Raw genomic sequence first — 18,895 nt, 5'->3', positions numbered from 1 at the left:
TAGTTGATATGCGTTCCCTTTTCATTTGTGGTTATTTGCTATACGTATTTTGTAAATATTGAATCAATGCAGTTCTTTCTTCGCTTGTTAGTAAACTAGCATTGTAGCCCAACATACGGTCGATAACGGTTGGCCATTGCTGTGTCGGTTGTGGAGTAACTGCTTGTTCTTTCGTATGACACATAGAGCATTTAGCTTCTAACAAACTATTAAAATCAATCGTTACCACTGGTTTAGGTTGTTCAGCAGGTTTAGGTTGTTCGGTTGATTTTGGTTCTGTAGGCTTTTGTTGCTCGTCAGGCTTTTGTTGCTCGACAGGCTTTTGTTGCTCAACAGGCTTTTGTTGCTCAACAGGCTTTTCTTGTGCAGTCGGAGTTGCTTGCTCAGCTTGTTTTGGCTCTTCTACAGGTTGTTTTGGTTCCTCAACAGGAGGTTGTATTGGTTCTGTAGGTTGAGTACTAGGTGATTCTTGAACTGGTACTTTAGCCATTTCCTGAGAAGAAACATGACACATTTGGCAATTTGGACGTTCTGGGTGAGGCGTTATAGGAGCTTTACCCATAAGACCAGTCTCATGGCAAACTAGGCAATTATCTATTGCATTTGTAGTATGAGGGATCTTAGGTGGCCCATCATGAACTTTCTTAGTATCAGTAGTTTGAGCGCCACAGCCTGCTAGAATCAACAACACAGATAAAGCTGCCAAAACTAGTAAACTTTTTCTATGAAAAAGCTTTTTTAGGAGTTTTCTCATTACTTTGAGACCTCCTTTATCAAGTTTTGTTCGAAGGACGGGTTTTGATAAGGTGCTAAGTGTATTTCTCTTACTTGATGACGGATTGTACCCATTAAAAGCAGCACACATAACAACGCAATGATGATACCCCATGTTTTCCTGTCATTATTCCTAGAAGTAAGTCCCTGTTCTACAGTAGCAGCAGTTTCACTAACAGTTTTTGTCATCGATTGTGTATTGAGCGCTTTAGAGTTAAGAGATTTACCCATTAAATATAATGTGGTTAAAATTCCACACACTAGGATTACTGCAATTATAATCATCCATGTATTTGATCCGCCCAAAAACGACGCTCTTACTCCCGAGGGTTGTAAGAATAAAAGGACTGGACCAACAAATAGCTGCCCAAGGATTGCATAAAGTGCCCAGTATATTCCATATTGCATAGTCCATTGGCGATAGGATTGCTCCTCAGCAGTTGTTGCTTTAAGATTTTGCCAATAGCCCATCAAAACAATCATAATACCAATGAGTGCAAAAGAGGCAAACAAAACATGGAAATATCTTGGTAGCACGCTACTGTGCATTGCTGCTTGCCAGAAACTAGTGGTACTTAACCAACGGTCAGGTACAAGCATTAACACCATGTTGGTAGAAAAAATTAACGGGATAAACAGTAATGGGATTACACCACCAAGTCCTAGTAGCATATGCATCCCTTTGGAGTTTCTCATCGATTCCCAAGAAAATTTGTAAGCATACAAGAACAGGAAAGCGATGATTACTAGAGGTACTACTGAAATCCAAGCTTTGCCGATGAGCACTGTGGAAGAATAGATAAACCTCGTATACAGTACGCTAATTAATAATAATGGCGCTACTCCAAGTACGACTGCGATACTCTTATTCACAGAGGTTACAGTTATCATAGACTGGGCTAATCGGTCATACCGAACATCATTACGTTTAATACCGAGATACTCTGTAACGAGCGCAACGACCGTACCACCAATCATCACATTCACAAAAATAATATGAAGTATAAAACTAATTACGAGCAATACTGTAAAAAAAGGAACAGATCCAGGAATTGGCAGGTCTAATTCAGTAGGAATCGGTAAATTATTCATTGACTGCCACCTTCCTTTCTCCAACAAAAGATGTATTGAGTGAACTATTCGATGAATTCGTTTGGAAGTTGTAGATCCACTTACTTAACGCTTCCCGTTCTTCAGGTAATCCGAAAAATGGAGGCATGAAATAGTGGAACGAATCCAGATTTGCAATATAGGCGTTGATTGCTCCTTCAGGCCAACCATTGGTGATTTGTACGATATCTCTTCGTGAATTCCAACCATTGATTGTGTGACAAGAACTACATTGTAGCTTAAACACTTCACGTCCAGCTTGTAGTTGATTCGTTGCAGTGACCTCTTTTACAGTAGACCACTTACTCGAAGATAAAACACCGACAGTATTTAAATGGTCAATATCATCTATCGTCACGCCATTAGCATACATATACCCATAAATCATGTAAGGCTTACGAATTTTCTCCCGGACCATTTCCATTTCACCAATGTAAAAAACAGATAATACTAACACAACTAAAGAAAGAATCGCAGGAAATCGCTTCCCTTGAAAAATTGCCCATAAGGCAATTAAGAAAATTACTAGCGCACCGACTGTGTTTAATAAAACAAACGTGTTCTCATTAATGAATCCAGATGCCCAAACTAGTAAATCCTTTGCCCTTTCCGGAACGCGAGACAGATAAAACATGCCTGTTGGTGGAATCGTTAAAGTAGATACGAGCAGCCATTTTCCAGTATAGGAAATGATTTTCTGTTTAAATTGTGCATCTTTAATAGTTAAACTCGCGTATAGTAGCGCAAATCCTGAAATTAAAGAAACAGCAACAGAAGTTCTAAAAAGTAATGACGGAATCCAAGTAGGATTCATAAATGCATCCCAGAACGAACGACTCACTAGCCATTCCCCAGGAGTTAGCATGGCAGCTAGAACTCCAGTAATAATAACCATCGTAAACCATGATGCTACGGCATACGCAATTCCAATCTTAACGTGAAGCGCCTTACCCTTTTCGTAAATTGTTTTCCACGTAAAAAAGTAAATGACTAGTAATGCAATTTCAGTCATAAATACGATCCATTCAGCAAACCAAGCCCAGAAGAATACTCGTAGTAATGATGCGATTGCCATTGGTTGACCTAGAGAAACGGCAAACCATATACCCACACCTGTTAGAGCACCGACACTTGTAGTAATAATAAACAGTACCTTTAAGAACTTCCGCGCGAATTGGTCAAGCTGTTCATCTTTTCTCTTATAAGCTAAGTATTCAGTTGAGGCCAAGTATATTGAGCCACCTACTGCACAGCCATGGGAGATAATAACGTGAATTATTGCAATTACAGCAATAAGTGTATTAGAACCAAAATATTGAAGTTCAAACACAGGGAATTCCATTGACAGCCTCCTCGTCTTTACAATTTCTTCATATTTAAAACTACTTTACTATAAAAGGAAACGGAAGCATATAGGGAAAATACGCGGTAATACATTTGTAATAATTGCTAAATAGAATCAAATACAAATATCACAATATTCTCGACTTGCACATAAAAGAGTGACAGATATACAATTGCAGAATATAATTTCACATATCTTAGGCTTGTCTAAGAACATTCATAAATTGATAGGAGAGATGTTACAATGAACGCAAAAAAAATAGGACTCATTTGTTTGCTGCTAAGTGTGATGTTAGTCACTGTTGTAGGGTGTAGTAGTAGCGATTCAACACCAGCCCCAGCCCCTGCACCTGCTGCTGATCCAGCTCCTGCACCAGAGCCGCCAGCACAAGCACCAGCAGACCAACCTGCACCAGCGCCAGAACCTGCTACATTAGATGCGCAAGTTCTAATAGAAGCGAAATGCATAGGTTGTCATTTGATGGACAAAACATTAACACCTCAAGCGGCAGATCAATGGCCATCAGTAATTGATCGTATGATTGGATACAAACAAGGTTTGTTAACGGATGAAGAAAAAGCAGCAGTTACAGAATTTTTACAAGCAAACCATAGTAAATAATAGAATATAACAGAAATAACAGTATCAGTTTTTAATATCGAATAGAAACTAAAGCAAAAGCCTAATCTTGCAATATGATATGCTCCTCCTTGTAAATAAACAGTTTTATTATTTAAACTTTCTACCACAAGGGGAGCATATCAATAAATGCAGGATTAGGCTTTTATTCAGTAAAGAAAAATAATTGTCAGACTATTCCCGTTTTGCCCTAGTGTTTTGAATGATTATAAGGTACTATGAATAAGAAAAAAATGGGTCTTTGGGGGGCTTTTTTTGGAGTCTTATATCATATTATCAGTCATAAGTCTTGTGATGTCGCTTATGCTTATTCGGCAAATATCAACGAAATTTCTTCGTTACGGAAAGTATAGATATTTTACGTTATTAATGGTTGCAGGGATGCTTTGGACACTTTTTGCAATGCTTGAAGTAGTGTCTAAAGTGCCAGAGAATAAAATTCTATTTTCGCAGCTTTCTTATATGGGAATCGTTACGTCTCCAGTATTGCTATTGTTTTTCTCTATTGAGTTTTCTGGTAGGGGCGACATGGAATATTTGAAAAACATCCAAACCCGAGCATTCTTTTGGATGATTCCATTTTCAACGTTTTTTATTGCGATGACCAATGATCTACATGGACTGATGTGGTCGAGTATATATATTGAAAGCGAAGTTGGTAACCATATAGTATTACATTATGAACGCGGCTTATGGTTTATTGTCAATACGATCTATAGTTACACACTGATATTGGTAGGGCTTGGTCATATTATTGCTACCATGTTGAAGCGGAATATCTTGGGCGAACATTTTATTGTGATTATTGGTATCATTACTCCGTTAGCAAGTAATAGCTTATACCTAGCGAGATTTACCTTAGTCGACTTTACACCAGCATCGTTCTCGTTGATGTTCATCTGCTTTGCCTGGTCATTGATTAATGGGTTCCTACAAGAACAACTGGCAATTAACGAAAATGTGCATGACTATATTCGGGAAGGGATCATAGTCATTGATCCTAAGCTGCATGTGTTGAGCATGAACATGTCGGCAAGAGATATTATGCAAGTCAAGAATGTGCAAGAAGACAATGTGACAAAAACGCATTCTCAATTTTTCCATAAAATCCGAAGCTATGTAGAAAACAATCAAGAGACATCCTTTGAAGTTCAGATGAAAAATAGCGAATGGTATATGGTTAGGTTATACATGATTAAAGATATACGACTTTCTGATGCTTGGATTATCAGTATTGTGGATATCACAGATAAAAAGGAGTATGAGCAAATGCTTGTTAAAGCGAAGGATGACGCTGAAGCTGCAAATATAGCAAAGAGCCAGTTCTTAGCAAATATGAGTCATGAGATTCGCACTCCAATGAACGGCATTATCGGATTTGTGAATCTATTAGAATTCACAGACCTAACAGAAGAACAACTGGAATATATCAGCCATATCAATCAATCATCAGAAAGCTTGCTGGCAATCATCAATGACATATTAGATATTTCTAAAGTCGAGTCTGGTAACATGCAGCTAGAAGAAATTCCTTTTGATATTAAAGACACTGTCGAGGCGTCGATCACACCATTTAGCGCAAAAGCCAAGGAAAAAGGGGTTGGACTTAGCATTCAGTATGTTACGGATTTACCAGAGGTAGCAGTTGGTGACCCATTAAGACTGCGTCAAGTGATTAGTAATTTAGTGAATAATGCGATTAAGTTTACTGACCAAGGTAGTATTCATGCAAAAGTGTCAGTGATTGATTATACAGATTCAACGATAGAGCTTGAGTTTTCTATTCAAGACACAGGAATCGGAATGTCTGTAGAATCTATGCAACAAATTTTTAAGCCATTTACCCAGGCTGACAATTCATTAACACGTAAATACGGTGGAACTGGTCTTGGATTAACGATATGCAAGCGCATAGTTGAAATCATGGGTGGGAATATTATGGTAACGAGCGAGGATGGAAAGGGCTCAACTTTTACGTTTACAGTGATCTTAGGGAAAGAAAGTACATTATACACTTAAGAAAGCACATTATACACTTTAAATTAAAGATAGAAAGAGCCGCGATTTTCGCGGCTCTTTCGCATAGAGCATGCCCAGTATGTATGGGGCTTGCTTCATTTGGTCAACTAGCGTTTAAAGTATGTGACATCAACGTTTGCATCTTCATTATTAATGGTCTGGAAGCGGAAATTCGGATACTTCTCCATCATCCAACGGAGGGAAAATTCGCTTTCAAACAGTGCGACTAAGTTATCGTAATGATCTTTCACAAGCAGACAATTAGAACTGCCGAGACTAAATGGGTCAATCTTTGTTTCACTCTTTAACCAACGGGCAAATTGATGATTCAATCTTTGGAAGTATACGTCGACACCGTATTCAGATTTTAAACGGTGTTGGAATACTTCGAACTGTAATTCACCAACCACTCCAAGAATCATATCTTCTGTGTGATTGATAAACGTTTTATAAATCTGAACGGCCCCTTCTTCCGCTAACTGATACAACCCTTTTTGGAATTGCTTATGTTTCAAGGCGTCTTTCGTATACACCTTTGCGAAATGTTCTGGTGTAAATTGTGGCAGCTTATCAAATTGGAAATTTCCCTCGACAGTTAAGGTATCTCCAATTTGGAATATCCCTGGATCAAATAATCCAATAATATCCCCTGCAAAAGCTTCATCGATAATATGACGGTCTTGCGCAAGAAACTGTTGAGGCTGTGATAATTTAATCTGTTTTCCTAGGCGCACGTGATTGACGCTAAGATTTCGTTCAAATCGTCCAGAGCAAATTCGTAAGAAAGCGATTCTGTCGCGGTGAGCTGGATTCATGTTGGCTTGGATTTTGAAAATAAATCCCGAGAATTTATTCTCCACAGGGTCAATCATGCCAATCGTACTTTTTCTGGCGCTAGGAGGTGGTGATAATTTGACGAACTCATCTAAGAATGTCTGGACTCCAAAGTTCGTTAAAGCACTTCCGAAAAATACGGGAGTGAGCTTTCCTTCATTGATTTTATCGATATCAAATGGGTCACCAGCGATGTCTAATAATTCGATATCATCTTGAAGCTGCTGGCTACGACTTTCACCTAGTAGTTCCTTTACTTCTTGCGAACCTAGATCGTTATCTTTCAACTCAAATAGCTCACGTTGTTCTTGTTCGCGAAATAAGTCAAATCGCTCGTTAATTCGATCGTAAATCCCTAGAAAGTCTGAACCCATTCCAATCGGCCAGTTCATAGGACAAGAACGAATTCCTAGAACATTTTCTAACTCTTCAAGTAAAGCTAAAGGCTCTTTACCTTCACGGTCCATCTTATTGATGAAAGTGAAAATAGGAATGTTCTGCATTCGGCACACTTGGAAAAGTTTAATCGTTTGGGCCTCGACACCTTTGGCAGAGTCGAGCAACATCACAGCACAGTCCGCTGCTGTTAATGTACGATACGTATCTTCACTAAAATCTTGGTGACCTGGTGTATCTAAGATGTTGATTTCATGACCACCGTAAGAAAATTGCATTACGCTAGATGTTACGGAAATTCCACGCTGTTTCTCAATTTCCATCCAGTCTGAAGTTGCATGCTTACTGGCTTTCCGTCCTTTTACAGTGCCAGCAAGACGAATCGCACCACCAAACAGTAATAACTTTTCTGTTAATGTAGTTTTCCCCGCATCGGGGTGAGAGATGATTGCGAAGGTGCGTCTATTATTTATTTTTGTTCGTAAATCTTCTGCTATTTGATTGTCCACTTGTGTATTCCTTTCTTTCCGAAATCGTTTCGCTTTGAAACGCGTTTTACCAACCATTATTCTATCAATATTATAGTAACAATACAATGAAACGTGAAATGATGGAAGGGATTTCTTATGACAAACGAGAATACCTGTTATATGATTAAGAAAGAAACAAGAATATTGGCAGATTAGCAGGGTGGTTTTCATGGAGAACTTGAGTGGAATCGTTGAGAGAATCACATATCAAAATGAAGAGAATGGTTTTTGTGTCATCAAAATTCGTTCCAAAGGCCATCCAGACTTAGTGACGATTGTGGGAAATCTTGCTGCTGTGAACGTGGGTGCTGTTATCCGTCTAAAAGGCGACTGGCGAATGGATAGTAAATTTGGCAAGCAATTTTCAGTACAGGACTATCGTGAGGAAGTGCCTGCAACCGTAGCAGGAATTGAAAAGTATCTAGGCAGTGGCCTAATCAAAGGGATAGGTCCCGTATACGCAAAAAAGATTGTGCGCAAGTTCAAAGAAAACACGCTACACATCATCGAAGATAGTCCGGACCGATTGATTGAAGTAGAGGGCATCGGCAGTAAACGAGTGACAATCATTAAAAAGGCGTGGCAGGAACAGAAAGAAATTAAAAATGTCATGCTGTTCTTGCAATCCAATGGAGTTTCTACAGCATATGCAGTGAAAATATATAAGACCTACGGCGAGAAAAGTATCGACATTGTGCAAGAGAATCCATATCGACTTGCAGAAGATATCTGGGGAATCGGTTTTCGTACAGCAGATAAAATAGCCCTGCAGATGGGGATTGGCAAGGAGTCTTTTGAACGTTGCAGTGCCGGTATCGTATTCATGCTAAACGAATTGTCAAATGAGGGACACTGTTTTGCAACTAGAGAGCAGCTTATTGAGAAGACTGAGGAAATTTTAGAAATTAGCAGACCTATTATAGAAGAGACATTAGGGAACATTCTACTCAATCAAACAGTAATCATGGACGAAGAGGATTCTATTTTTCTACCATCATTTTACTATAGTGAGGTTGGAACGGCAAAGCGAATCCAAGAGATTATCGCGACCAATAGTCAGTTCCAGACTGTGAATGCGGCAGATACAATCGGCTTGATTGAAAAAGAACAGGAGATCGCGTACGACGATATCCAGAAGCAAGCAATTCAAACGGCTGTGCAATCAAAATTTATGGTTTTAACAGGTGGACCAGGCACTGGGAAGACAACGACAACCCTTGCAATCATCCAAGTATTCGAACATCTAGGGGCGACTGTTTTGTTGGCTGCACCAACGGGACGAGCCGCCAAGAGAATGTCAGAAGCTACTGGTAAAGAGGCAAAGACAATTCATCGGTTATTAGAATTCAAGCCTACCGAAGGGTATAAGAAAAACGAGGAAGACCCTCTCGTCTGCGATGTCTTAATTATTGATGAAGTATCCATGGTGGACATCGTACTAATGTACAACTTGTTAAAAGCAGTCGATAACAAAACAGTAGTCATTTTAGTGGGGGATATTGATCAGTTACCTTCTGTTAGTGCTGGAAATGTACTGCAGGATATCATAGATTCTAGTATTGTAAATGTGGTCAAGCTGACAAGAATCTTCCGACAAGCCCAAGGGAGTGCGATCATTACCAATGCTCATCGCATCAATAAGGGTGAGTTTCCAGAATTATCAGGGAGTCGTGATCGAGACTTTTTCTTTATCGAACAAGAACACCCTGAATTAGTAGCTAGCACAATACGAGATTTATGCACCAAGCGCCTTCCCAACTATTACAACATAGATGCAGTCAATGATATACAGGTACTATGCCCGATGCAGCGCGGGGAATCAGGTGCGATGAATTTGAATCAGATTTTACAAGAGGCATTGAATCCGTGCGACATTGTAATGAAATTCGGCGGTACAAGCTATCGCTTACATGACAAGGTTATGCAAATCAAGAACAACTACGATAAAAATGTCTTTAATGGTGATATTGGTAAAATAACCGCCATTGATACGGAAGAGCGCACACTCATCATCACCTTCGACGGAATCGATGTTGAATACGATGTGACAGAGCTTGATGAAATCATGCTAGCGTACGCCACAACTGTACACAAAAGCCAGGGCAGCGAGTATAAGGTGGTTGTGGCTCCATTTACTATGCAGCATTTCATGATGCTACAGAGAAACTTATTATACACTTGCGTCACCAGAGCCAAAAAAGTAATGGTACTAGTCGGCACGAAGCAAGCGATTGCAATGGCCGTTCGGAATCATAAAATCACACAAAGAAATACATTGCTTGCAAATCGTCTAAGGAGATTGGAATGGGAAAAACACTAATTATTACAGAGAAACCTTCGGTTGCCACAGATATTGGAAAAGTGATTGGAGCATCATCGAAGAAAAACGGTTACTTAGAAGGACAGCAATACCTTATCTCTTGGGCTGTGGGTCACCTTGTAACATTATGTGAACCGGAGGATTATAACGAACGCTATAAGAAGTGGGATGTTCAAACCTTACCGATTATACCAGAACAGATGAAACTAAAGCCGCTCTCTGGAACCCTAAAACAGTACAAAACCCTAGAGTTCCTGATGAATCGTACAGACATCGATGACATTATTTGTGCGACTGACAGTGGGCGTGAAGGGGAGTTGATTTTTCGTTATATTTATGATTTAGTGGGTTGCACCAAACCTTGTAAGAGGCTATGGATTAGCTCTATGACGGAAGAGGCGATTCAAGAAGGTTTCAAACAATTGAAAGATAATCGCGAATACGACAATTTATATGCCTCAGCCAAATGCCGCAGCGAAGCAGATTGGTTAATAGGGATTAACGGTACGCGAGTGTATTCTGTTCGCAATAATATGGTATATAGCGTCGGTCGCGTTCAGACTCCAACCTTAGCAATGATCGTCCAAAGGCACCATGATATCACCAATTTTACACCGCAAGATTACTGGGAAATTAAAAGCGATTATGGAGATTTCTCTGGAACATGGACAGATGTAAAAGAGAATACTTCTAGGATTACGACAGAAAGTCAAGCCCTTACAATCGTAAATAAAGTAATCGGTACTATCGGCAATGTTAAAGATGTTAAGAAAGAGCATAAAAAGTTAACGGCACCGTTACTATATAACTTAACAGAGCTTCAGAAGGACGCGAACAAATCCTTTGCGTATACAGCAAAACAGACCTTAGATATCGCCCAAAGCCTATACGAGAAACATAAGTTAATCACGTATCCAAGGACGGATAGTCGTTATCTATCGGATGACATGAAATCTACAATTAGCGAAACATTAAAGCGCATTAGTGTTGCAGAGTATCGTCCTTACATTGAGGGGATTAAACAACCAATCAAGTTTAACAACCGTATCATCAACAATAGCAAAGTTACAGACCATCATGCGATTATCGCAACGCCGAAGGTGCCGAATCTAGACAAGCTTTCCCAGCAAGAGCGGAATATTTATGATTTAATCGTGCGTAGGTTTATAGCAGTTTTTTATCCAGCGTATGAATACGAATCTACGCAAATTGTCATAGAGTCCGTGGAGGAATGTTTCCTTTCGAAGGGAACGACTGTGCTAAAATGGGGCTGGAAAGCTCTTTATAAGAACAGCAATAGCAGCGATGATAACAATAAGGATGAGCAGGTGCTACCAGTACTGAAGGTTGGGGATTCCGTTCCTTTCGTCAATGCTGAGATGGTTAAGAAACAAACACAGCCGCCAAAACCATACAACGAAAACACATTGCTCAGTGCGATGGAAAATGCAGGACGCTTTGTAGAAGATGAAGAACTACGAGAGCAACTGAAAGATAGTGGATTAGGTACACCAGCTACGCGAGCAGCCATCATTGAACGGTTAATCCAAGTCGAATATATTAAGCGCGAAAAGAAGAACCTTATTCCAACGGAAAAAGGGATTAAGATTATTAGCATTATACCGAATGAATTGAAGTCACCAGAAACAACTGGCAAATGGGAAAGGGCCTTAAATCGTATGGCAAAAGGTGATTTCTCACAGGAGCGCTTTATGCAGAGTATTCATCGATTCGCCCACTATCTCATCCAAGAGGCGAAAAAGAGTCAATATATAGGGGAAAAGAAGAGTAACAAAAGGACCTGTGATTGAACAATCGACAGGTCCTTTACCATTATTCAGCGAAGTTCTTCGCGACAAAATCCCAATTCACTAAATTCCAGAACGCCTCCACAAATTTAGGGCGTGCATTGCGATAATCGATATAGTACGCATGCTCCCAGACATCACAAGTCAAAAGTGGTTTTTGATCTGTAGTTAAAGGTGTTTGAGCATTGCTGGTACTAACTAGAGCTAGGGAACCGTCGGAGTTCTTTACTAACCATGCCCAGCCAGAGCCAAACGTGCCAACAGCTGTCTTGGTAAATTGCTCTTTGAAACTATCGAAAGAACCGAAAGTTGCATTGATAGCATCAGCTATTTCTCCAGTAGGCTCTCCGCCACCGTTCGGACTCATGCAGTTCCAGAAGAAGGTATGATTCCAGACTTGAGCGGCATTGTTGAAAACCCCACCTGAAGACTTCTTAACGATTTCATCTAAGGGCATATTCTCAAACTCAGTTCCAGGAATTAAGTTGTTTAAATTCGTAACATATGCCTGATGGTGCTTTCCGTGATGAAATTCTAATGTTTCGGAAGAAATGTGTGGCTCTAAAGCGTTCTTGTCATACGGAAGTTGCGGTAGTTCGTGACTCATAATAAAACCCCTTTCTATTTTTCAATAAAATTACAGTAGAATAAATCTTATGTAGTTATATGCAAGTTTAAACTAATCATAGAATATTATTCTTGACTATGTCAATTAATTACGTATAATCGTATAAGTGCTTATGGAATATACAAGAAGATGAATAAACATACTTAATTTTCTAATAATGGAATAAACCTTGGATTGATACGCGGTAATCTTGTACATAGAATAAGCTTAATAGAATAAAAAGGTGAACTATACAAAGAAGAAAACTAAAAAGAGAGAATAGTAAAAAGGGAAAAAACAAAAAAGAGAAAAAAATGGAGGAGCAACACACTTTTATGGAGAGAAAATTTGTAACAGGAATCCGTATTAAAATGTTTGTCGCGGTCATTCTTTCTACGATGCTTATTTTGGGATCGCTTTCAGGAGTCATTTATATGAAAGCAAAAGACATTATTCATAATGGTGTCCAAGAACAATTGACATCCTATAAAGACAAAGTATCGAATGATGTAGAAAAGGTATTGCTTGATGCAGGACAAGATGTAGAGCAATTAAACGAAAATCACTATGTACGGGAATTTGTGAAAAGGGCTACAGACAAGAATAATGTACGCACTACAGCAGGTTATCGGGAACTCATTAAGACACTAAATTTAATTCGCGAGAAAAATGAGAATATGTTGAATATCTATGTAGGAATTGACGCGATTAACTATTTAATTATTCACGATGAGTTTGTATTACCTCCTGAATTTGACATGAGTCAACGAGGATGGTACAAGGCTGCTATTGCAAACAAAGGGCTGACAATTACAGAACCATATGTTGATGTTTCTACGCAATCGATTGTAATTACAGTTTGTACACCTATCTATGAGGAAAATGGAGACCTATTAGGTGTAGCCGGAATGGATATTTCTTTAGATCGAATATCTGAGATAATGGGGAGCTTTTCCTATAAAGACAGTGGACATGCTGTTTTGATAGATACGGTAGGAAAGTTTATCTATCATAAAAACGCTGATTTGATATTAGACAAAACAGTAGCGGAAATAGAAGAATGGAAGAGTATTAGCGGCGGGCTATTGAGTGGAAAAGCGGAAATTGAAACAGTAAAATTTAATGAACAAGAGAATTACATCGCATATGCACCAGTAGATATCAGTAAATGGGTAGTAGCGTTGGTAGTTCCGATAGAAGAAGCAGAAGAACAATTGGCTGCATTTCGCTATATATTTACTATAGCGCTGTTGCTGGCGGTAATCATATTATCTATTATATTATTTGTTTCGACAGGGAGCATACTGAAACAGATACCTCCATTATTACTAGCATTTAATCAAGCTTCCAATGGAGATTTAACGGCAAGAGTTACATCCAAGACGAATGACGAATTAGGGCTACTTTCCAACGGATTTAACCAGATGATTTCATCGCAACAGAAAGTAATTCATGAAGTAACAGATGTTACCCATGATATATTCGATTTAGTAGAGAAGACAGAGAAAAATTTAGTAGAGTTTAATGCTAACGTTGAAGAGGTATCTGCTACTACGCAACAAATATCTGCAGGTATGGAAGAAACCGCAGCATCCATGCAAGAGATGAATGCATCTTCTGTGGAAATTGAGTTAGCAATGGAGAGAATTGCGGATAAAGCCCGTGAAGGCAGCAATTCTGCAAAAGAAATTAATCAACGAGCTATAAACTTAAAAGATAGTGCGGTGTCTTCTAGGGCAAATGCTACACGAGTGTATGAGGACTCAAACACGAAATTACGTGCGGCAATTAAAGAATCGAAAGCAATTGATAAAATACAAGTATTGTCACAAGCAATCTTAGAAATTACTGCTCAAACGAATCTATTAGCATTAAATGCAGCAATTGAAGCAGCAAGAGTTGGCGAGGCTGGAAGAGGATTTGCTGTAGTAGCTGACGAAATTCGCAAACTAGCGGAGGACTCTAAAGATACCGTAAATAAGATTCAAGAAGTGACGAGTACGGTATTCTCTTCTGTAGATAACTTAGTAAAAAGCTCAGAGGACATGTTAACCTTTGTAGAGAATCAAGTCGTGAAAGATTACGAGGTTATGGTAAATACCGGTGAAGTTTATAGTAAAGATGCAAAATATGTAGAGGAAATTATGGTAGAATTCAAAGATATTTCTGAACAAATGCTAGACTCTATCCAAAGTATGATGCGTGTGATTCATGAAGTTACATTGTCTGCAAACGAAGGAGCAAGTGGAATATCTGCAATCGCTGAAAATGCCGGGGTATTCTCAGTGAGAACTGAGGAAATTGTTGAGCAAATGATAGTAATGAAAGATAACACGAATAAATTGAATGCAATGATTTCAAAATTTAAAGTATAAATGTAGTATACCAATATTAGATAATAGCATCTGTAGTTACCAAAAAGCTGATTGAGCCTTATATAGGTCTTAGTCAGCTTTTTTACACTATCAGAATTTATAAATTTAGTGTTAATAGTATAGCTGTGCATTAGCAACACATCAGCAGAAACTGCTGTGTTTATGCGTCAGTGCAACTAAGACATTCTTAAAGCGAGACTATGCGAAGCAAATAGCGAGCCTTATGCGCTTGTGTGCTTCGCCATAAGGCTTGGCGAATGCCAAGTTTTCTTTATATCTAGAAACAAAGGTTGTAAAAAGAGAAAATGGCACAAAGTTTTTAATAAATATATGTTGTAAAAATTGGGTTAGTAAAATAGAATATAAATTATAATGATTCTAATCTAGTATAAGTTTAAAATCAATTACAGACTGGTAAAGAAGGGAAACATCATGTGCGATATTAGAAAAAAACTATTGATTGTAATGTTAGTTATTTCTCTGCTTTTCATTGGAACTGCTTGCGGTACTAAGGATACTGCTAAAAGCACTACCAACAATCCGCAACAAGAAGAGTGGGCTCCGTTAAATCCAACGCCGATTACTTATAATGAACGACTTTATGTCACGGCTATGAACGAGGATAAGGTAGTTGCTATTGACCTTGCAACAGGGAAAGTTACGTCTGAACAAAGAGTTGGGAAGAAGCCATATGGGATTGCAGTCGATAAGGATAGAAACCAATTGTTAATTGCTTGTGCTTTAAGTAATGAAGTATGGTTTTTGGACTTAGATACATTTGATATTTTACATAAAGTGACCGTGGGACGTATCCCAGCTTTAATTATTACAGAAGAAGCACAGAATAGAGCGTATGTGAGCAACTCAGGGGCAGATACTGTTTCTATTATAGATTTAACTTCTAGAGAAGTAATTGGCGAGATCGTTACAGGGAAGTCCCCTTATAATTTAGAAATTCTACCAAATAATAGGCTAGCAGTAACAAATCATGATGCAGGAACTCTAGTAATAATAGACTTAACCACACTACAAATACTAGACACTTTTGAAACTGTACCTAAGAGTTCAGGGCTCGCTTACGATATTCAATCAGATAGAATCTATAGTGGTGGGCATGGAGTGCAAGATGATGCCGATGAAGTTTTTATCTTTGATTTAACCAACAAAGAAAAGCTTGGTGTAATTCCAACATCAGATATGCCGGCAGCACTTGAATTAGCAGATCCTTATCTTTATATCCTTCTTCATGAAACAAAGGAAATAGTAGCGATAGATGTGAAAAAGGATAATACGGAAGTAGCGCGTTTTGCTACGGGTGAATATCCTTTTGCTCTCACAACTGTAGGGGAATTTACGAAGGTAGCAGTTACTAATATGGATTCTAATTCTATACAGATTTTTGATGTCAAGAAACAGAACGAAATTAGTAATATTGCAATTACAGGTGGTCCAGTAGGATTAGCTTATTTTAAGAAGTAAGGAAGTGTCTACATGTTCCATTTGGCTTGGCGAAATGTTACAAGGCGTATGCATCAATCGCTGTTAACGATTCTCTTAGTAGCAATTGCGATTGCTACGTTTGTGATTGCTCATATGATTCTAGCAATGTTACAAGGGAGTATACAGTTATCCTCAGAGAGATTAGGTGCAGACGTTGTGGTATTGCCTCAAGTTGTAGGTGTGAACGCACAACAAACCTTGTTTACTGCAGAACCTGTGAATGCGTATATGCCATCACAGTATTTTGATAGAATACTAGAAATTGAAGGTATCGCTAAGGCTACTCCGCAATTTTTCACACAGTCTTTAGATGAGAGTTGTTGTAATTTAAAAGAGGCAAAGAGATTAATTGGATATGATGCAAGCACAGACTTTCTCATTGCGCCATGGTTAGAAACGGAAATCTCGATTCCATTAGACCCAGAGCAAATCTTAATTGGTGGAATCGTGAAGCCATTTTTCGGAGATCATGCAATCATTCTTGATGAAATATTCGTAGTTGCAGGTCAATTGAAACAAACAGGAACGGGTATGGATGAGACAATCTTTATGGATATTGCTGTTGCTCGCGAATTGGCTGCAGAAAGCCCAGGGCTACAAGGGTATTGGCTGTCACAAAATCCAGAAGACCTGATATCCGTCATCATGATTCAAGCAGATGAAGGGTATCCCCCTCAACTTATTGCTCGCCAGATTAACCAAATGGGACTACCGGTACAAGCAATTACTTCGGGCGAAATCATAGGGGAAATGAAGGGACAAATGCAAGCAGTGAACCAAATTCTATTATGGCTGTGGATTATCCTTGCCATTACTTCTGCCTTAGCTTTATTCGGTAGATTCTTATCATTAGCGCGTGAGCGGAGAAGGGAAATTGGGGTCATGCGTGCACTAGGTGGCAGAAGACTTGATGCCTTTCTAATGGTCATGATTGAAGTAATGTTTACAGTACTTGTCGGATGGTGTATAGGAATTCTTGTAGGTAGTTATGGCTCTGTTCATGTCATGCAATGGCTAAAAGGAATTCTTGTGATGCCGCCTTGGAACATCACGCCTACAGATGTGTTTTTGACAGGCAGTGTAAGTCTAGGGGTTGCTATCTTACTAGGATTGTTCGCAGCTTTTTACCCTGCTTGGAGCAGCTCAAGATTAGATCCACAAGAAGCGATTTCGCGAAGCAATTTATAATGGGGTGAACCGGTGGATATATGTCGATTGCAGAAAGTGACGAAAGAATATGATGCTGGGGAAAAAGTGTGTCCGATAAAGGAAGTGTCGTTGGACATTAAGGCTGGGGAATTCGTTACCATTGAAGGCCCATCTGGCACAGGGAAAAGCACACTTTTATATGTGATGGGTGGATTGCTTCGCCCGACAACTGGTTCTGTATCGATTCAAGGAAAAGATATATCGAACCTAACGGACGCTCAGTTAACAACCATCAGAGCGAACCAAGTAGGGTTTATATTTCAAGAGGCGAACGTATTTCCTACATTAACGGTGCTTGAGAACGTACTCTTCTCTACATATTTACAGACGAGGAAATCTTCTAGTAAGGCGCAACGTGAAAGGGCGATAGAGCTTTTAGGAAAGCTTGGGTTAGGAGAACGTTTACGTTTTCTACCGCATCAACTGAGTGTTGGACAACGACGTCGAGTAGCTGTTGCAAGAGCACTTGTGAATGACGTATCTTTGGTGATTGCAGATGAACCAACGAACGATTTAGACATACATTGGGCAGAAGAAGTGATGAAGTTATTGAAGGATCAGGTGAAGAACGGGAAGGCTGTTGTTATGGTCACTCATCACCCACAATGGGCAGAGGCAGCGAACCGTAGATTTCACTTGATTGATGGCGATGTACGGGAAATAGCATGTTTGTAACAATGGGAGGGTATTTAGTGAGAAAAATTTTAATAATGGCGGTACTATTATCAATGTTTATCTTTACTACTGGATGTAGTAGTGACAAGGCGCCTGATATAGTAATCGAGAATATTTCGATTGCCCCTTCTTCAATGAAAGGCGAAGGAGTTTACTCTGGCTATTTTACAATAAGGAATAATGGTGGCGAAGACACTTTTACAGGTTTTATGATTCCTGAGTTCCCTGAAGCAACATTTGAATTGCACAATGTCAAAGACGGGAGTATGTATCAGATTGAACATGTGAATATACCGAACGGAGAAATAGAGTTTAAGAAGGGTGGATACCATATTATGATGTTTAATATGCCATCCTTCCGACAATTACCTGATGTTTTCACCATTGTATTTGAATTTGACAAAAGTGGGTCAATTACAGTGCCGAACGTGTTAAAACCTGAAGGTGTAATAGTTCCTACAGAATCTTCTATGAAGAAGTAAAGCAACTAAGGCATACGCCAATGTGAACATGCCCCTGTCAAGTAGACAGTAGAAAAAACAAAAGTATTATGGCGTCAATCATTAGTTATGGTTGACGTTTTTTCATGCTCTTCAATCCATTTATTCCACGGTCCTGTTGACATGGGGCCCTTGTACCCTCTGGACTCCCGTTTCTTGGGCGGAAGTGATACTAGATCATTATTGGCTTCCGCCGTCAGTATTTTACCAGAGGGTACTATCCCATATAAACAGGCTTTCGCGGCATAAATTAT

General features: G+C 39.2%; 14 protein-coding genes. 9 read left to right on the top strand and 5 right to left on the bottom strand.

Annotation, left to right across the window (positions count from 1 at the left end; genetic code table 11):
• Positions 1–31: 31 nt before the first annotated feature.
• The 3 genes from BHU72_RS09425 to BHU72_RS09415 are packed head-to-tail and all read right to left on the bottom strand — an operon-like array spanning position 32 to position 3,226.
• Positions 32–754 (bottom strand): hypothetical protein, encoded by a 723-nt coding sequence (locus BHU72_RS09425; RefSeq protein WP_069702383.1) that lies wholly within the window; start codon positions 752–754, stop codon positions 32–34.
• The gene (locus BHU72_RS09420; RefSeq protein WP_069702382.1) at positions 754–1,866 is read right to left on the bottom strand and encodes a cytochrome ubiquinol oxidase subunit I; all 1,113 of its coding nucleotides are present in this window, start codon (positions 1,864–1,866) and stop codon (positions 754–756) included. The genes BHU72_RS09425 and BHU72_RS09420 overlap by 1 nt, the downstream gene beginning before the upstream one ends.
• Entirely contained in the window at positions 1,859–3,226 is a 1,368-nt protein-coding gene (locus tag BHU72_RS09415; protein ID WP_069702381.1) for a hypothetical protein, read from the bottom strand. Before BHU72_RS09415 ends, BHU72_RS09420 begins: the two co-directional genes overlap by 8 nt.
• A 246-nt stretch (positions 3,227–3,472) precedes the next feature.
• On the opposite strand from BHU72_RS09415, the gene BHU72_RS15635 reads away from it, so the two are divergent.
• Positions 3,473–3,850: a hypothetical protein gene (locus BHU72_RS15635; protein ID WP_069702380.1), complete on the top strand. Its 378-nt coding sequence runs from the start codon at positions 3,473–3,475 to the stop codon at positions 3,848–3,850.
• A gap of 273 nt (positions 3,851–4,123) precedes the next feature.
• Positions 4,124–5,887, top strand: coding sequence for a hybrid sensor histidine kinase/response regulator (locus tag BHU72_RS09405; protein WP_069702379.1), 1,764 nt, complete (start codon positions 4,124–4,126; stop codon positions 5,885–5,887).
• Positions 5,888–5,994: 107 nt separating this feature from the next.
• Here BHU72_RS09405 and BHU72_RS09400 read toward each other — a convergent pair whose 3' ends face one another.
• Positions 5,995–7,626, bottom strand: a complete 1,632-nt coding sequence (locus BHU72_RS09400; protein ID WP_069702568.1) for a peptide chain release factor 3 — start codon at positions 7,624–7,626, stop codon at positions 5,995–5,997.
• Between the two features lie 190 nt (positions 7,627–7,816).
• Between BHU72_RS09400 and recD2 the strand changes: the two genes are divergently transcribed.
• Entirely contained in the window at positions 7,817–9,967 is a 2,151-nt protein-coding gene (gene recD2 / locus BHU72_RS09395) for an SF1B family DNA helicase RecD2 (RefSeq protein ID WP_069702378.1), read from the top strand.
• Positions 9,952–11,778: a DNA topoisomerase III gene (locus BHU72_RS09390; RefSeq protein WP_069702377.1), complete on the top strand. Its 1,827-nt coding sequence runs from the start codon at positions 9,952–9,954 to the stop codon at positions 11,776–11,778. The genes recD2 and BHU72_RS09390 overlap by 16 nt, the downstream gene beginning before the upstream one ends.
• Positions 11,779–11,800: 22 nt before the next feature.
• On the opposite strand, the gene sodB is transcribed toward BHU72_RS09390, so the two are convergent.
• Positions 11,801–12,382, bottom strand: a complete 582-nt coding sequence (gene sodB, locus BHU72_RS09385) for a superoxide dismutase [Fe] (protein WP_069702376.1) — start codon at positions 12,380–12,382, stop codon at positions 11,801–11,803.
• A gap of 335 nt (positions 12,383–12,717) precedes the next feature.
• Between sodB and BHU72_RS09380 the strand changes: the two genes are divergently transcribed.
• The 5 genes from BHU72_RS09380 to BHU72_RS09360 all read left to right on the top strand — a co-directional run bounded on the left by BHU72_RS09380 (position 12,718) and on the right by BHU72_RS09360 (position 18,623).
• A complete protein-coding gene (locus BHU72_RS09380) occupies positions 12,718–14,757 on the top strand; it encodes a methyl-accepting chemotaxis protein (RefSeq protein ID WP_069702375.1) in 2,040 nt (679 codons plus the stop codon).
• A gap of 432 nt (positions 14,758–15,189) precedes the next feature.
• Positions 15,190–16,236, top strand: coding sequence for a beta-propeller fold lactonase family protein (locus tag BHU72_RS09375; protein WP_069702374.1), 1,047 nt, complete (start codon positions 15,190–15,192; stop codon positions 16,234–16,236).
• A 12-nt stretch (positions 16,237–16,248) separates the two neighbouring features.
• Positions 16,249–17,445 carry an ABC transporter permease gene (locus BHU72_RS09370; RefSeq protein WP_069702373.1) on the top strand — a complete coding sequence of 399 codons (1,197 nt, stop codon included), beginning with the start codon at positions 16,249–16,251 and terminating at the stop codon, positions 17,443–17,445.
• 12 nt (positions 17,446–17,457) lie between these two features.
• Positions 17,458–18,141, top strand: a complete 684-nt coding sequence (locus BHU72_RS09365) for an ABC transporter ATP-binding protein (protein WP_069702372.1) — start codon at positions 17,458–17,460, stop codon at positions 18,139–18,141.
• Positions 18,142–18,158: 17 nt separating this feature from the next.
• The gene (locus BHU72_RS09360) at positions 18,159–18,623 is read left to right on the top strand and encodes a copper chaperone PCu(A)C (RefSeq protein ID WP_069702371.1); all 465 of its coding nucleotides are present in this window, start codon (positions 18,159–18,161) and stop codon (positions 18,621–18,623) included.
• Positions 18,624–18,895: the final 272 nt, after the last annotated feature.

The organism is Desulfuribacillus stibiiarsenatis, assembly GCF_001742305.1.
Classification (GTDB): Bacteria; Bacillota; Bacilli; order Desulfuribacillales; family Desulfuribacillaceae; genus Desulfuribacillus_A; species Desulfuribacillus_A stibiiarsenatis.
The sequence above is the reverse complement of the archived record's forward strand: the minus strand, read 5'-3'. Positions and strand labels throughout refer to the sequence as shown.

Coding starts and splice junctions, on each gene's coding strand:
- BHU72_RS09425 (WP_069702383.1), bottom strand. CDS start 754: ATGAGAAAACTCCTAAAAAAGCTTTTTCATAGAAAAAGTTTACTAGTT.
- BHU72_RS09420 (WP_069702382.1), bottom strand. CDS start 1,866: ATGAATAATTTACCGATTCCTACTGAATTAGACCTGCCAATTCCTGGA.
- BHU72_RS09415 (WP_069702381.1), bottom strand. CDS start 3,226: ATGGAATTCCCTGTGTTTGAACTTCAATATTTTGGTTCTAATACACTT.
- BHU72_RS15635 (WP_069702380.1), top strand. CDS start 3,473: ATGAACGCAAAAAAAATAGGACTCATTTGTTTGCTGCTAAGTGTGATG.
- recD2 (WP_069702378.1), top strand. CDS start 7,817: ATGGAGAACTTGAGTGGAATCGTTGAGAGAATCACATATCAAAATGAA.
- BHU72_RS09390 (WP_069702377.1), top strand. CDS start 9,952: ATGGGAAAAACACTAATTATTACAGAGAAACCTTCGGTTGCCACAGAT.
- sodB (WP_069702376.1), bottom strand. CDS start 12,382: ATGAGTCACGAACTACCGCAACTTCCGTATGACAAGAACGCTTTAGAG.
- BHU72_RS09380 (WP_069702375.1), top strand. CDS start 12,718: ATGGAGAGAAAATTTGTAACAGGAATCCGTATTAAAATGTTTGTCGCG.
- BHU72_RS09375 (WP_069702374.1), top strand. CDS start 15,190: ATGTGCGATATTAGAAAAAAACTATTGATTGTAATGTTAGTTATTTCT.
- BHU72_RS09370 (WP_069702373.1), top strand. CDS start 16,249: ATGTTCCATTTGGCTTGGCGAAATGTTACAAGGCGTATGCATCAATCG.